The following is a 14,897-nucleotide window of genomic DNA, read 5'->3' on the forward strand; positions in this document are numbered from 1 at the left end:
TAATCTCCTCACTATTTCCAAAGAGTCAAGTGCTCTGATATTGGACCTAAAGCTAACGCAGGAAAGAAAGTTAGAGCAGCTACAATAATAATTATAGAAATAAGCATAACCACAAACATAGAATTATCTGTTCTAAAGGAAGAGTCAGTAACAGGAATTGGCTTCTTTTCTGCTAAAGAAGCTGCAACTGCCAATAAAAGTATTATTGATATATACCTTCCAAGGAACATAACAATTCCAGTAGATATATTCCAAAACATTGTATTATCTGCTAAGCCTTCAAAGCCTGAACCATTATTAGCAGCTGAGGAGGTGAATTCATAAAGAATTTGACTTAATCCATGAAATCCAGGATTAGTAATTCCAGCTAAACCGCTTTGAGTTAATAATGCAATAGCGGAGGGTATTAATATAACAACTGGATGTACAAGAATACCTATTGCTATGAGTTTCATTTCTTTACCTTCTATTTTTTTACCAAGAAACTCTGGAGTTCTTCCTACCATAAGTCCACATAGGAATACGGTCAAAATAATATACATAAGCATATTCATAAGACCTACTCCTTTTCCACCAAACACAACGTTAAGCATCATTTGCCATAGTGGAACTAGACCACCTAATGGAGTCAGGGTATCATGCATATTGTTTACAGTTCCAGTGGTAAAGGCTGTGGTGACAGTGGTAAATAAGGAAGATTGAGCAATTCCAAATCTAACTTCTTTACCCTCCATATTTCCCATTAGCTGATTTAAACCAAGGTTACCAAGTATAGGGTTACCAGCCTTTTCAGCTAAGTAGCATACTGTAAGAGAAAGCATAAATAATATGGACATAGCTGCAAAGATGGTATAACTTTGTTTTTTATTTTTAACCATATGACCTAGTGAAAATACTAGAGCTCCTGGTAATATCATCATAGATAACATATTAATTAGATTACTAAGAGGGGTAGGGTTTTCAAAAGGATGAGCAGCATTTGCCCCAAAAAAACCACCGCCATTTGTACCTATATGCTTAATGGCTTCTAAAGAAGCTACAGGACCTAAAGGTATATCTTGAAGTTTTCCCTCTATGGTATTAACTGTAAGGTTAGAAGATAAGGTTTGGGGTGCCCCTTGCCAAACTAATAATAGAGTAACTATTATTGAAAGTGGAAGTAATATTCTTGTATGAATTCTAACTAAGTCTACAAAAAAGTTACCCAATCCTTTCTTACCTGAGAGTCCCCTTATAAAAGCTACAGCTGCTGCATATCCTGTACCAGCTGAGGTAAACATTAAATAAGTAATTGCTACCATTTGACTTAAATAAGAAAGTCCAGATTCACCAGAGTAGTGCTGCAAGTTTGAGTTGGTTATAAAGCTTATTGCAGTGTTGAAGGATAGAGAGTGCTCCATTGACTCTACTCCATTTGGATTTAAAAGTCCTAAGCCTTGAATTCTAAGAATTATATATACTATTAGGGCCATTACTACATTAGTAGCAAGCAAAGCAAAAATATAGGTTTTCCAGTTCATATCGTCTTCTTTTATCCCTGTAGCTTTGTAAATCATATTTTCAACAGGATTTAATACTGGGTCTAAAAATGTTTTTTCTTTAACAGAAACCTTATATAAATATTTTCCCAAAGGAATAATAAGCAAAATAAAAAGCAATAAGGATATTGCAATTTGTAATATGTCCATTTGTGTTCCCCCTTTCTAAAACTTTTCTGGATTAATTAAGGCATAGCCTAGATAAATGAATAATAAGATAGCTATTATAACTAGAACTATCATTATGTGAACTCCTTTCTGTGACTAAACTTTAGGTATACAAGAATTATACACCCCCTACTGAGCACAACTCTAAAATGAAAACTTAACCTTTTAGAGAGGAATCTATCTTAATAAGTTTGATAGAAGCAAACTAAATACTACTTTCTTATTAAGGATTAAGTTTTCTTGGTTTTTTGTATAGTTTTAAAGGAAAAATTGACTTTTGCTAGTTCCAAAATTATACTAATCATATTAAAAAGCACTTATATTAAGGAGCGTGACTATGTTCAAAACCTTGAAGGGAAAATTTTTAGTAGTTTATTTGTTTTTGGTGTTTATACTTGTAATTATTGGTGTAACCTCTGTAGGAAATATTTATGTATTGAGCAAAAATATACAAGGGTTAATGACAGATAACTATAAAAGTATAAATGCAGCTAATTATATGATTGAAGCATTAGAAGGTCAAAATTTAGCAGTCTTAACTTATATAAATACTAGTAGAGAGAATGGCATAGAGAATTTTCACCGATATAGTAATGATTTTAATAAGTGGTATCAGGTAGAAAGTTCTAATATCACTGAAGTGGGAGAAAAAGAACTTGTGGAGAAGATAAATGGTCTTTATGTTGAATACATGGCTTTATTTTCAAAGCTTCAGGAGGTGGCTACTGCTGATGTTTCTAGAATAAGCAATTTTTACGATGAGGATGTATATCCTGCATACGATAATTTAAAAAATATAATTAAAGATATGACTAACGTTAATGAAAAGGCAATGTTTAATAGTAAGGAAAATGTAATAAGGTCATCCCGAAAGTCCATGTATATTATCATTGCTATATCTACTACTTCAATTATTGGAGGATTTGCAGTAGCCTGGATTTCGCTAAGCAAATTCTTAAATCCTTTATATGCTTTAAGGGATAATATAAAAGCACTTAAGGAAGGGGAGTTAGACAAACAAACACAAATTGTAAGTGAGGATGAAATAGGAGAGTTGTCAAAAGAATTTAATGATATGACTAGGAGATTGCTACAATTTGAACAAAGTACATTAGGTAAGCTATTGGCAGAGAAAAATAAATCCCTTGCTATAGTAAAGAGTATATCAGATCCAATACTAGTTATGGATATAGACTATAAAATACTTCTTATCAATGATGCCTTTGAAAAGCTATTTAACATTGAGGAAAAAAATATATTAAATAAATACTTTCTTGAGGTTATAAGGAACGGAGAATTGTATGATTATATAAAAAATATATATAACATAGAGGAAAAGGTTCAACAAAAAATATTTTATTTTAACCACTGCAGTAAGGATTATTATTACAATGTGCTAGTTACAAAGCTTAAACAAGAGGATCATAAAGGGTATGGACTAGTAGTTCTTTTTCAAAATATAACTGAGCTTAAGGAAATAGAAAAGCTTAAGGGTGATTTTATAGCTACAGTTTCCCATGAATTTAAAACTCCTATAACATCTATAATGATGGGAGCAAGCTTAATTGGGGATGAGGCTGCAGGAGGATTAAATAAAAAGCAAAAGGAGATTTTAAGTACAATCACAGAAGAAACAGAAAAGTTATTGAACTTAGTAAATAATCTTTTGGGTCTTTATAAGTTAGAATCAAGAAAATCTGTATTTAAAATAGAGGAGTGTTCTATAGAAGCTATTATAGAAAATAGTGTAAAGAGTTTTGCAAATGAAGCAATAGAGCGAAATATTAATCTGCAATATAACATTATAGGACATAATTTTAAAATTAGAGTTGATTTTGATAAAACTGTTTGGGTGTTAAATAATTTAATAGCAAATGCTTTAAAGTTTACTAATGCAGGAGATGAAATACTAATAAGGTCTTTTGTCAAAGAAAATAATATATGCATATCTGTTAAGGACACAGGATGTGGAATTCCTGAAAATTATGTAGAAAAAGTCTTTGAAAAATTTGTACAAGTGGAAGGTACAGAGCATAGAGGGACTGGGCTAGGGCTCGCTATAGCCAAGGAGATAGTTGAAGCTCAAGGTGGTGAAATATGGTGTGAAAGTAAGATTGACCAAGGTAGCACTTTTACTTTTACTTTGCCATCAGAAGAAGTGATTTAAGTTTGGAGGATAGCTATGAAAAAGGTTCTTGTTGTTGATGATACAAAAAATATAAAGTTGCTGTTAACTACCTGTTTAGAATTTAGTGGTTATGAGGTTTTAACAGCTAGCAATGGAGCAGAAGCTCTAGAACTATTAAAGAGTGAGAAGTTTGATTTGATTTTATTGGATATAAAAATGCCTGAAATAAGTGGTACAGAGGTTTTAAGAAGAATGAGGGGGGTAGGCATAGAAACTCCTGTAATAATAATGACAGCCTTTGGAACCGTAAAAAATGCAGTGGAATGTACAAAGCTAGGAGCTATTGCATATCTTCAAAAACCTTTTACAGCAGAAAAGGTAAGAAATGTACTAAATGAAGTTGAGCCATATATCCAAGGAGATAGAATTACAACAGATAGATATATTAAAAAGGTTAAAGAACTTCTAGAAATAGGAGAGCTCGAGGAAGCCTTTAATTTGCTTAAAAAAGCTTTATCAGAGAATGTTAATAATGGTGAAATATATGAACTTTTAGCTAGAATTTATGAGGTAAGAGGGGATTTGAAAGAGGCCGAAAGGTTTCATAACATTAGCAAGGAGTTTCAGCAATACTAGATATAAAAAAGAGCAGCAGTGTTTAAAACTAAGGTTAAGTGGTATAAATTTATTTTTTTAGCTTTTATAAATAAAGATAGTGAATTTCCACATCTGAATTCAAAATTGGTACTTTCAATGTAGTTAAATATAATTAAAGTATGTTAATTCATTGAAGGGATGGAATCACTATGAAAAAGATATTTATTTTAATTGTATTGGTAGCATTAATTATATTTGTTGGATTTACAGGTAAACAGTACAATCCTTATGCTGGCACTTACCAATTTGCAAAGAACTCCAACTTAGTTTTGAGATTACACAAAGATAGTAGCTATATTTTATTCAATGCTGTAGGTAAGAAAACTGATTTTGTTAAGGGAGAATACCAGGTTGAAAACAATGATATAACTTTAACTCCAAAGAAGAATAATATAGATAAATTTATAATTTATACACTTCATGGAAAAGTAGATGGTTCCAAAATAACCATAGAAGAGTTAAAAGGTGAGTTTGTTAAGCAATATAAGTGATAATATAAGAAAAAAGTATTAGCTTAGATATCAAAGGAGAAATTATTCCTTGTGATAGAGAGATAATAGAAGAGATTTCCACAGTTGATGAATTTGTTAGTACAGGAGAAGCAGCTTTTACACTGAGAGAAGCTGAGGAGGGATACAATAGGTTAACTGCAGGCATTAAGTTTGTATGCAATACAATTAAAATAAAGATTTTGTATACTAATAAGTGTGGTAATAAAAAAGAAAATACTAATCAAAATAACAGGATTAGTTAAATTGATTATATAAATTTAGAGGTGTGGTTTATGAGTAAAAAATCTCCTGATCAGTTCTTGAAGGAAATTGAAAATGCCCAAAAGGGCAGGTTAAAGCTTTATATTGGGGCAGCCCCAGGAGTAGGAAAAACCTATGAAATGCTGAGAGATGCTCATGAATTAAAGGAAACAAATATTGATGTAGTTATTGGGCTTGTGGAAACCTATGGTAGAAAGGGTACTGGTGAACAAATAAAGGATCTAGAGATTATTCCTTTAAGGGAGATAGCTTATAAAGGTGTAGTTCTTAAGGAGTTGGATTTAGAAGCAATAATACAAAGAAGGCCACAGGTAGTTATTGTAGATGAGCTAGCTCATACTAATGTGCCTACCTCCAAGAATAATAAGCGGTATGAAGATGTTTTAGAGCTAATAAACAAGGGTATTAACGTTATGACTGCCGTTAATATACAGCATCTTGAAAGCTTAAATGATTATGTTAATAGAATGACTGGAGTAAAGGTAAGGGAAACCATTCCTGATTCAATGTTAGAGCTTGCTGATGAAGTTGAAGTAATAGATATTTCTATTGATGCCCTAAGAGAGAGATTGAGAAAGGGGAAGATTTATAGCCAAGATAAAATAGAAACTGCACTAAATAATTTTTTTAGGGTTGGAAATTTAACGGCTTTAAGAGAACTTACTCTAAGAGAAGTGGCTAATGAAGTAGATGAGTATCTTATGGAGTATAAGAATGAAAAACACGTAGAAGGGCTTATGGGAGCTCAAGAAAAAATTCTCGTATGTGTTAATCTTAACTTCAATGCAGAATATCTTATAAGAAGAGGTTACAGGATTTCAAAAATGCTCAAAGCACCCTTATATGTTCTTTACGTAAGAAAACAAGACATTTCAACAGATTGTAATAAGGTAAAAAAACTTACTGATTTATCACAACTGTGTAAAAAACTTGAAGCAGAGTTTAAGATTGTTACATCAAAGGACCCAGCTGAGCCAATAATAAAATTTGCTAAGGAAAATGCTATAACTCAAGTAATAATTGGACAGTCCGCAAGAACTAGATGGCATGAAATACTAAGAGGATCCATAGTAAGAAAAATTATGAGGGGTACTAAGTATGTAGATGTACTAGTAGTAGCTGACCCACGGGAATAAGTTGATTAAGTTTATTATTCATATGAAAATCACCAAAGATGATTATGCAACTATGGTGATTTTATTTTTATATAAATTTTGATTTACTCCAAAGTTTCTTTAGGAATCTTGCTTCCAATGTAGTTAGTTCCAAAGACTCCTACAAGAATTAATGCAGAGCCCATTAGATGGAAGAATCTAAAGTCTTCCTTTAAGAACACAACTCCAGCAATTATAGAAACTATAGTAGAGAAGTTTCCAAGAATAGCTGATTTAGAAGCTTCTAGTTTTGATAAAGAATAGTTAATAAATAAGAAAGCAACTATAGAGGATAATATCCCAAGGTATAACAGAGCTATAACAAAGCTTTTATTTCCAAGGGGCTGAAAAAACTGTGCTAAGGTACCTTTTGTTATATGTTGAATAATTGACATTAAAGTAAAGGTTATAGCTCCCAAGCCCATCATATAATAGGTGATTTCTATAGGAGTAAACTCCTTAGAAAGCTTTCTTGATAAAAGATTAAATACAGTAGCAGAGATTACTGCTATAAGTAGGCATAGAAAACCTATTATATTTACAGAACCAGAAGAGTTTCCACTCATTAGTATGATAAAAATTACTCCCACAACCGAAGTTATGATAAATACCCATTGGAGTGGAGTTGGTTTTTCCTTAAGAAAGTAAGCTGAAAATACAGCTACAGTTATAGGAATTAAGGCAATCACTACTCCAGCAATGGAACTAGAAGAGTTTTTAATTCCATAAGTTTCAAATATAAAATAAATTATAGGCTGCATTAGTCCAAGAATAAAAAGGGACTTTAAGTTTTTGTTTTTATAGTCTACTTTTATAAGTTTAGTTAGTACTAAAACAGACATAATAGTAAAAGCTAATAAAAATCTAAAGGAAAGCAAGGTAAAAGTATCTACGATCTTTAAGGCAACACTAGAAAACATGAAGCTAAGACCAAAGATAGAAGATGCGGTAATACCAGCGAGTATAGGTAGTGCTGAACGTTTTGTGCTCATGAAAATCCTCCTCAACTTTTAGCGATTTATTTTAAAATATAGAGTATCATTCACTGCTGTGATTATTACTGAAAAAATTTTTATGTTTAGTAATATTTTTTATGTCTAAAACATACATATTGTATTGTAAGACAAGCTAATAAAATTAACAATACTAAAATAAAATTTTATAATTTCTATTGACGTACGAACAATTGTTCGATATACTGTAAATAGTTAATTGTGGAACCAAACTAGGGGGAATAGAAAATGGGTAACGTAGATTTTTTGATAGAGTTAAAGTATAAAGCAGATGGAAAAGGACTTGAAGGAATGTCTTTTATAGAAAATAAAATGAAGGAAGCTTCTAAATACTTTCTTTGTGGAGGCATCTTAAATAAAAATGGTGGAAAGCTTATTTTTAAAGCAAGAAATATAGAAGAGGTTAATGAGTTTGCAAAAAGTAATCCTATGGCTAAATTGGTTATATGTAATTAATATAAAAAAAGTATGCTAGATACAAGCTTCCCCTATTTAAGTAACAGGGAGAAGTTTGATAAAACTTAGCATACTTTTTTATTTTAATCAGCTAAACAGCTACTATTAAGACAAACCTTATTACGACCACTATGCTTTGCATTATAAAGAGCTACATCGGCTTGTTCTTTTAAGTAATTTATATTGGATAAAGTGTCGGGATAGGAAGAAACTCCTACAGATACAGTGACATTTATATATTTATCTTCTCCAATGTGAATGTTATATCCTTCAATAGCATTTTTAATTCTTAAAGCAACTTCCACAGAATGGTCTTTTGGGCAATCAACAAGCAGAGCACAAAATTCCTCACCACCAACTCTTCCGATAATATCAAAGCTCCTAGCGGTATTACCTATAACCCTTGCAACTTCCTTTAATACTATATCACCTATAGAGTGACCATAGGTATCATTTACCTTCTTAAAGTGATCAATATCTATCATAAGACAAGATAGTTTCTCTTCATTCTTTAAGGCTCTTTCCGTAGCTGCATTTAGCATACTATCAAATTGTCTAGTATTATAAAGACCAGTAAGAAAGTCTTTTGTAGAATCCTTCTTGTACCGTTTGTATAATTCATTAGAACTACGAACATATTCTAGTAAATAATATTCTAGTGTAGCTGCAAATATTATTACTAAAGAAAACTGAAGAAGTATTAAATGAACCTTTTCTACATCTATCAAGAGATAGTAGAAGGCTGATACTAGAATAATCAGAGAAGTTAAAGTTTTATAGACCCATCTTTTCCAGTCTTTTTTTATCCTTTTATCAATTATATAAAAGGATATTATATATAATACTATTTGAAACAAGGAAACTGTAGAGGATATATTTAAACCAAAATAAGTTCCACGAAATATCCATATAATAATTCCAGAAATTATAGTAGAAATGGTACCTCCTAAATAGGAAACCATCATGATTGCAAAAATCCTCAGATCTAATAAGGTGGTAGTACCACTAATTTTAATGGTATATATCATCATCAGAATACCTAAGAGTCCACCAGAAATCCCTAGTACAATTTTTCCGTATATAGAGTTTAAGATATCGTCAGATATGTCTTTTAATATATGACCCGCAACAAAGGTTGCGGACACAAGTATTAATAAGTTAATAAATAAATCATTCATGGAATTCACCTCTCCGTTAATTTCTTCTTAGTTATATAGCGCAATAATTATAATTTTAAATTTGTAAAACTTAAAAAGTGGCTTCTTTAAAATAGATTTAAGTAGGTGTAAAATCTAAGGAGTTGAGATTTTGGAAATTACAAAGATTGAGATAAAATTCTTATTACTATAAATAAGCTTCTATTGAGCTAAAGTTTATTCGTAAAAATACTTTTATAACTTTTTAAGAGCATTTACTTAATTATACTTTATCTACATAAGTAAATAAAAGTAAATTTTAGAGGTTCATTACCAATAACATGTTGGAGTTTGAATTTGGAAGTAAGCGGTTAATCTTTTTATCGGAAAGATTATTATAAGTATTATTCAATCTGATGATGAATTTATTCCAATATAGTTTTACTCTGCAATAAGTAGGAAATATATATAAAATCAGATAAATAAAAGGTATTTATATTACGAGTAGTCAGGATGACTTTAATTAACATTCTGAAAGTTTGTGCAATTAAGGGATTTGTGGAAGTATTTTATGTATAATAATATGTAGAAAGCAACTGGAGAGAAAAATAAGTAAAAACCACTTAAATAATAAATATAAAAACAATTTAAGAAGGAGAATAAATATGAATTTTGATAAGAGAGCATTAACTTGGGATGATGAATATAGGGCTAGTAGAGCAAAAATTATTGCACAGGAAATAAAAAAATCCATTCCTATGAAGGAAGACTATAAGGCATTAGAATTTGGGTGCGGAACAGGCCTTATAAGCTTTAATCTTTATGATAAGTTTAAACATATTACTCTTGTAGACACGTCTAGGGGAATGATTGAAGTTGTTAACTCAAAAATACAACAATATGAAGCTAATAATATGATAGCTTATGAAAAGGATATAAACAGTGAGACGTTTATGGCAAAGTATGATGTAGTTTATACTTCCATGGTACTTCATCATATTGATGACTTAGCAAAGACCATAGAAAGTTTAGCAGCTATGGTAAATAAGGATGGATATTTATGTATTGTAGATTTAACCAAAGATGATGGAAGTTTTCATAAATTAGAAAAAGATTTTAAGGGACATGATGGGTTTGAAGAAGAAGAACTTAAAAGCCTACTAAGTAAGGCCGGACTAAATGATATAACTTATAAGGTTTTCTTTAACGGGAAGAAAAATATTGAAGGAAAAGAAGTGGATTACTCCTTGTTTATAATGGTGGCAAGGAAAAGATAGAGGATATATTTTAATAGAATAGGAAAGCATAAAAATAGAATAGGAGCTTATATTAAAAAAGTTAATCTAATTCAAAGCAACTATAAAATATAAAAAGCTATTAAGGATTACTTTTAAAAGGGTGTTACATAATATAAAAGTTATTAAATATTTAAGTAAATTTTGACCTATGGGAAACACTATACTAGTGATAGAATTTGGTGTAATGGAGGATAAAGTTTATGGAAAACTTAGAAGCTGCAATAGAAAGACTTAAAATAATGGAGTGTCCCACAGGAGAAGTGGAAAAGAAAATTGCTAACATACTAGAGGAATATGAAGTATGTAGTAAAAGCAGTATTGAAGTAGTAAGAAATGAGTCCTATGATGAAAATGAAGCACAGGGCTATGTTGCTAAGATTAATGGAAGCAAAGCTTTAACAGTGCTTGCAATTTCAGGTATGGATGATTATGTAGCTAAAGTTGTAGATGTACATGAGTGCTAAAGAGCTGTCAAAAGAACAGTAACTAAATTTGAAGTTTAGTTACTGTTTTTTTACTTTAAATATATGATATGGAAGGGCATCAGGGAAAGTTTATATGAATGAGTAGAAATAGAATATGAAAACTAAAAGAAACGTATAAAATAAATATGAAATGAAGCGATAAGAAAAAATGGAAAAATATATTGACTTATATGTAAAAAAATAGTATATTTATACTATTGTAAATTTTCTTAAAAAGGAGGTTGTGACTAATGAGTACTTTAAATTTTAATAAGAAGAATTTTAGTGGATTACTTAATAATGTGCACGGCCTTCATGAATGGTTTTTGTAATTAATTTGTTTTTTAGTCATGGGGTTGTTGTGACCCTATGACTTTTTAATTTCTATAAAACCTCAAGGCACAGTGTGCTTGTGGAGTGGCAAAATGAGCTTGTATAGTAACCCTAAAGGGTTTATTAAAATTCTGCTTATTAAATTGTTAATTAGAAAGTCATGAAATATTTCCATGGTAAAGGGACATGGAAAGTTTTATGACTTTTTTGTTTTATAAAAACTAGTATTACATATTGTCTATGTTCATAGAGATACAGGAAGCTAAAGTAGGTTTATAAATCAGATATAGTTTTACCTTAAGTGTTAATGTAGCTTAATATGACCAACTTAGAAGTTTATGACTTTATAACTGATAATGATGAACTAAAAGGAGTGATGAAAATATGACAGGATTAAAAAAAGCTTTGAGAAGATTATTAAAGCCTTACATAGGGCTACCTAAGGAGGTTTACATAATATTTCTTTCAAAGGTTGTAAATGCCTTAGGGTGTTTTGTTATGCCCTTGCTCACAATTATATTAAAAGACAGCATAGGACTTTCAGATGAGATGACAGGAGCTTATATTAGTGCTTCGGGACTTTTATATCTACCAGCTTCCGTAATTGGAGGGAAGCTTGCAGATACCATTGGAAGAAAAAAGGTTATAGTAGTGTTTGATTTTCTTGCTACAGTACTTTATATTTCTTGCAGCTTCATGGAGCCTAGTATGACTATGGTTTACACTATAATGCTAGCGGGCGCTTGTATGGTAGCAGCTGGTCCTGCTCATGATTCTTTACTGGCAGATATAACTACTAGTGAAAATAGAGAAGGGGCATATTCGTTAGTTTATATGGGGTGGAATTTAGGCTTTGCTGTAGGCCCTGTTATTGGTGGGATTCTTTATGAAAACAACTTGCATTTAGTTTTTATTGGAGATGCTATTACAGCATTAATATCTCTTGGAATAATCACATTTTTTATAAAAGAAACCATTCATACAACTAAAGAAGAAATTAAAGATGAAAGTCGAGTTCTAGAAAGAAGAGAAGAAGGTTCAATTTTTTCTGTACTTAGAAAAAGACCAATACTTATATATTTTGCTCTTATAGTATTTTGGTTTAACTTTTCCTACTCTCAATGGTCATTTTTAATGCCTCTTCATGTTTTAGAATTATACCCTTCAGGTAAGGCAAAGTTCTTTGGATTACTTTCTGGACTTAATGGTGTAGTGGTAATTATATGTACACCTCTAGTGACATTTTTACTACAAAATGCAAAAAGTATTAGAAAAACCGTGTATGGAGGTTTATTGTATGCCATAGGTTTTGGTATGTTAGGATTTTTTAATGCTTTGCCATACTTTTTCCTAAGCGTAGTCATTTTTACTCTAGGTGAAATTGTTCTTGCAATTAGTACCTCTCCTTTTATTGCAAACCATACTCCTGCATCTCACAGAGGAAGAATGAGTGCGGTGCTTCCAATAATCTTTGGCGCAGGTCACACTTTAGGCCCTATTGGAATGGGGAAAATTCTAAACCTAACCACCATAGAAGGTGGGTGGAAGTTAGTTGGAATTATATGTATAATTGCATCAGCTATAATGCTTAGCTTAGAAGCTTGGCAAAGAAAAGCTCATTACACAGTTGTGGAAGAGGCAAAGTAAAAATGAAGGGTTATCTGAACAGAGTTTCAGGTAGCCTTTCTTATTTGTACGAAAGTTTAGTGTTACTTCATCAATTTCATATAATTATATAATATTTCTCAATATAAAGAATAAAATTCACAATAAAAAGACTTATATTGAGTTTTATGAAAATTCTTTCAGCTAAAATTATCGATTTTTTTATTCCAAATCGGCATATATAAATCCTCATACATGCCGAAAACTAGTTTAATGTAAATTATTAACATGAATGTCATAAAAATTTTGGAATTAAGGGAAGAAAATTGAATATATTTATAAAAATGCTTTAAAGCAATTTTTTACAATTTTAAAAATGCTCACCTCTGGTAGAAATTTTTTTCTATCAGCTAAACTAAATGTATGTTGAAGGAGGATTTTAAATGAAAAGTAAAAAGGTACTTACTCTACTTACTGCCACATTAATAGCAGTTTCTACGGTTTTATCAGGCTGTGGGAAAGATAAGCCCAAGGAAGCTCAAGGGGGAATTGATAAGGATCAAACTTTAAATTACTGTTTCATATCAGATGTAAGAAGTCTTGATCCATCTATCAACGATGATACCTATGGAGGAATGGTTTTAACTGATACTATGGAAGCTCTAACTAGGGTGGAGCAGGATGAAAAGGGAAACGATGTGATTAAACCAGCAGGGGCTACAAAATGGGATGTGTCGCCAGATGGACTTACTTATACTTTCCACTTAAGAGATTTTAATTGGGAAGATGGCAAAAAGGTTACATCAAAGGACTATGCTTATTCTTTAATGAGAACTCTAGAGCCAGCTACAGGAGCTACTTATGTTCAATTAATAGATATGATTAAGGGAGCTTCAGCTTACAATGGTGGAACCGGTAAAAAAGAGGATGTTGGTATTACAACACCAGATGACAATACCTTAGTAATTACTTTAGAAAAACCTACTCCTTATTTTATGAATTTAACTTATTTCACATTATTCATGCCACAAAGACAAGATATGGTTGAAAAGAATGCTAAGAATTATGGAGCAGATGCAGGTACATTACTATCTTGTGGACCATTTAAACTAAAAGAGTGGGTTCATGATAGTAAGATAGTACTTGAAAAGAATGAAAATTACTATGATAAAGACAAAGTTAAATTAAACACAGTTAATATTAAAGTTATAAAAGAAGAAGAAGCTGAAATGCAAGAATTATACAATGGTGGACTTGACATGGCTAACGTAACTAAACAAGACTGGAAGGAAAAATTTAATGCTACAGGAAAGATGGACCTTCTAGAAAATATTGAACCTAGTACTTCCTATTTCCACTTTAACCAAACTGCAACTATAAATGGAGTAAAGCTTTTCAGTAATGCAAAAGTTAGAAGAGCCTTTTCAGTTGCTTTAGATAGACAACAAATAGTTGATATGATTAATGACGGAGCAGCAGTGCCTGCAACAGGGTGGGTTCCATTAAGACTGCAATTAAATGGAGAAGAGTTTAGAAAAGCTTCTGGCTTTGACCCTGTTAGTGAATTGCAAAAAGAAATTAAAGATCCTAAGGCTTATTTAATTGAAGGGTTAAAAGAGCTTGGAGGAGATACAGACCCATCTAAATACACAGTTCACTATATAGTTGGAAACACTTCAGCGTTAGGTAAGAAAAATGCAGAGGTTTATCAACAAATGCTTCAAAAGGCATTAGGTGTAAACATTGCTATTGATACAGTTGAAAGTAAGGTTAAGAGAGATAGAATTAAGGCTTTAGATTATGAATTATCTAACCTTGCATGGATTGGGGACTACAATGACCCATCAACTTTCATGAACATGTGGTATACAACTAGACCAAACTATAATACTGGTTGGGCAAATAAGAAATATGATGAGTTAATGGATAAAGCTAGTTCAACTTCAGACCAAAAACAAAGATTACAATATTTCAAAGATGCTGAAAAATTATTAGTTTATGAAGATGCAACTATTGCTCCTACAGTATTTAACAAGCATAGTGAATTCCAATATAAATATGTAAAGGGTGTTATGAGACCTACTTTTGGAAGTATTTGTGAGTTAAAATACGCTTACATCGAAGGTAGATCTAAATAGAATTTCTTGTATTGCAGCAGAAAATCTCTGCTGCAA

At 31.3% G+C, this 14,897-nt stretch carries 13 protein-coding genes; 9 read left to right on the forward strand and 4 right to left on the reverse strand.

Going from position 1 to position 14,897, the window contains the following annotated elements; genetic code table 11:
* Positions 1-11 precede the first annotated feature (11 nt).
* Together kdpA and kdpF are read right to left on the reverse strand one after the other, a co-directional pair.
* Entirely contained in the window at positions 12-1,688 is a 1,677-nt protein-coding gene (gene kdpA, locus B3040_RS05390; protein ID WP_291570971.1) for a potassium-transporting ATPase subunit KdpA, read from the reverse strand.
* A 15-nt stretch (positions 1,689-1,703) separates the two neighbouring features.
* Positions 1,704-1,781, reverse strand: a complete 78-nt coding sequence (gene kdpF / locus B3040_RS19525; RefSeq protein ID WP_414632524.1) for a K(+)-transporting ATPase subunit F — start codon at positions 1,779-1,781, stop codon at positions 1,704-1,706.
* Between the two features lie 262 nt (positions 1,782-2,043).
* Here kdpF and B3040_RS05395 point away from each other — a divergent pair, with 262 nt between their 5' ends.
* The 4 genes from B3040_RS05395 (at position 2,044) to kdpDN (ending at position 6,400) form a co-directional block, all read left to right on the forward strand.
* The gene (locus B3040_RS05395) at positions 2,044-3,873 is read left to right on the forward strand and encodes an ATP-binding protein (protein WP_291570973.1); all 1,830 of its coding nucleotides are present in this window, start codon (positions 2,044-2,046) and stop codon (positions 3,871-3,873) included.
* A 15-nt stretch (positions 3,874-3,888) separates the two neighbouring features.
* A complete protein-coding gene (locus B3040_RS05400) occupies positions 3,889-4,470 on the forward strand; it encodes a response regulator (protein ID WP_291570975.1) in 582 nt (193 codons plus the stop codon).
* A 170-nt stretch (positions 4,471-4,640) separates the two neighbouring features.
* Positions 4,641-4,982, forward strand: coding sequence for a hypothetical protein (locus tag B3040_RS05405; protein WP_291570977.1), 342 nt, complete (start codon positions 4,641-4,643; stop codon positions 4,980-4,982).
* 293 nt (positions 4,983-5,275) lie between these two features.
* On the forward strand, positions 5,276-6,400 hold the full coding sequence (gene kdpDN / locus B3040_RS05410) for a KdpD-like non-kinase potassium sensor (RefSeq protein ID WP_291570979.1): 1,125 nt from the start codon (positions 5,276-5,278) through the stop codon (positions 6,398-6,400).
* Between the two features lie 83 nt (positions 6,401-6,483).
* On the opposite strand, the gene B3040_RS05415 is transcribed toward kdpDN, so the two are convergent.
* Positions 6,484-7,410, reverse strand: coding sequence for a DMT family transporter (locus B3040_RS05415; RefSeq protein WP_291570981.1), 927 nt, complete (start codon positions 7,408-7,410; stop codon positions 6,484-6,486).
* A 249-nt stretch (positions 7,411-7,659) separates the two neighbouring features.
* On the opposite strand from B3040_RS05415, the gene B3040_RS05420 reads away from it, so the two are divergent.
* Positions 7,660-7,887: a hypothetical protein gene (locus B3040_RS05420; protein WP_017414788.1), complete on the forward strand. Its 228-nt coding sequence runs from the start codon at positions 7,660-7,662 to the stop codon at positions 7,885-7,887.
* A gap of 83 nt (positions 7,888-7,970) precedes the next feature.
* Here B3040_RS05420 and B3040_RS05425 read toward each other — a convergent pair whose 3' ends face one another.
* The gene (locus tag B3040_RS05425; RefSeq protein WP_291570984.1) at positions 7,971-9,065 is read right to left on the reverse strand and encodes a GGDEF domain-containing protein; all 1,095 of its coding nucleotides are present in this window, start codon (positions 9,063-9,065) and stop codon (positions 7,971-7,973) included.
* Positions 9,066-9,688: 623 nt separating this feature from the next.
* Here B3040_RS05425 and B3040_RS05430 point away from each other — a divergent pair.
* The 4 genes from B3040_RS05430 to B3040_RS05445 all read left to right on the forward strand — a co-directional run bounded on the left by B3040_RS05430 (position 9,689) and on the right by B3040_RS05445 (position 14,861).
* Positions 9,689-10,300 (forward strand): class I SAM-dependent DNA methyltransferase, encoded by a 612-nt coding sequence (locus B3040_RS05430; RefSeq protein ID WP_291570986.1) that lies wholly within the window; start codon positions 9,689-9,691, stop codon positions 10,298-10,300.
* 221 nt (positions 10,301-10,521) lie between these two features.
* On the forward strand, positions 10,522-10,785 hold the full coding sequence (locus B3040_RS05435; RefSeq protein ID WP_291570988.1) for a hypothetical protein: 264 nt from the start codon (positions 10,522-10,524) through the stop codon (positions 10,783-10,785).
* Positions 10,786-11,502: 717 nt separating this feature from the next.
* The gene (locus B3040_RS05440; RefSeq protein WP_291570989.1) at positions 11,503-12,765 is read left to right on the forward strand and encodes an MFS transporter; all 1,263 of its coding nucleotides are present in this window, start codon (positions 11,503-11,505) and stop codon (positions 12,763-12,765) included.
* Between the two features lie 401 nt (positions 12,766-13,166).
* Positions 13,167-14,861, forward strand: a complete 1,695-nt coding sequence (locus tag B3040_RS05445) for a peptide ABC transporter substrate-binding protein (protein ID WP_291570991.1) — start codon at positions 13,167-13,169, stop codon at positions 14,859-14,861.
* Positions 14,862-14,897 lie beyond the last annotated feature (36 nt).

This window comes from Clostridium sp. UBA4548 (assembly GCF_002387895.1).
Taxonomy (GTDB): Bacteria; Bacillota; Clostridia; order Clostridiales; family Clostridiaceae; genus Clostridium_J.

What these genes read in the sequence shown, in the direction of transcription:
- kdpA (WP_291570971.1), bottom strand. Translation starts at nt 1,688, where the DNA reads ATGGACATATTACAAATTGCAATATCCTTATTGCTTTTTATTTTGCTT.
- kdpF (WP_414632524.1), bottom strand. Translation starts at nt 1,781, where the DNA reads ATGATAGTTCTAGTTATAATAGCTATCTTATTATTCATTTATCTAGGC.
- B3040_RS05395 (WP_291570973.1), top strand. Translation starts at nt 2,044, where the DNA reads ATGTTCAAAACCTTGAAGGGAAAATTTTTAGTAGTTTATTTGTTTTTG.
- B3040_RS05400 (WP_291570975.1), top strand. Translation starts at nt 3,889, where the DNA reads ATGAAAAAGGTTCTTGTTGTTGATGATACAAAAAATATAAAGTTGCTG.
- B3040_RS05405 (WP_291570977.1), top strand. Translation starts at nt 4,641, where the DNA reads ATGAAAAAGATATTTATTTTAATTGTATTGGTAGCATTAATTATATTT.
- kdpDN (WP_291570979.1), top strand. Translation starts at nt 5,276, where the DNA reads ATGAGTAAAAAATCTCCTGATCAGTTCTTGAAGGAAATTGAAAATGCC.
- B3040_RS05415 (WP_291570981.1), bottom strand. Translation starts at nt 7,410, where the DNA reads ATGAGCACAAAACGTTCAGCACTACCTATACTCGCTGGTATTACCGCA.
- B3040_RS05420 (WP_017414788.1), top strand. Translation starts at nt 7,660, where the DNA reads ATGGGTAACGTAGATTTTTTGATAGAGTTAAAGTATAAAGCAGATGGA.
- B3040_RS05425 (WP_291570984.1), bottom strand. Translation starts at nt 9,065, where the DNA reads ATGAATGATTTATTTATTAACTTATTAATACTTGTGTCCGCAACCTTT.
- B3040_RS05430 (WP_291570986.1), top strand. Translation starts at nt 9,689, where the DNA reads ATGAATTTTGATAAGAGAGCATTAACTTGGGATGATGAATATAGGGCT.
- B3040_RS05435 (WP_291570988.1), top strand. Translation starts at nt 10,522, where the DNA reads ATGGAAAACTTAGAAGCTGCAATAGAAAGACTTAAAATAATGGAGTGT.
- B3040_RS05440 (WP_291570989.1), top strand. Translation starts at nt 11,503, where the DNA reads ATGACAGGATTAAAAAAAGCTTTGAGAAGATTATTAAAGCCTTACATA.
- B3040_RS05445 (WP_291570991.1), top strand. Translation starts at nt 13,167, where the DNA reads ATGAAAAGTAAAAAGGTACTTACTCTACTTACTGCCACATTAATAGCA.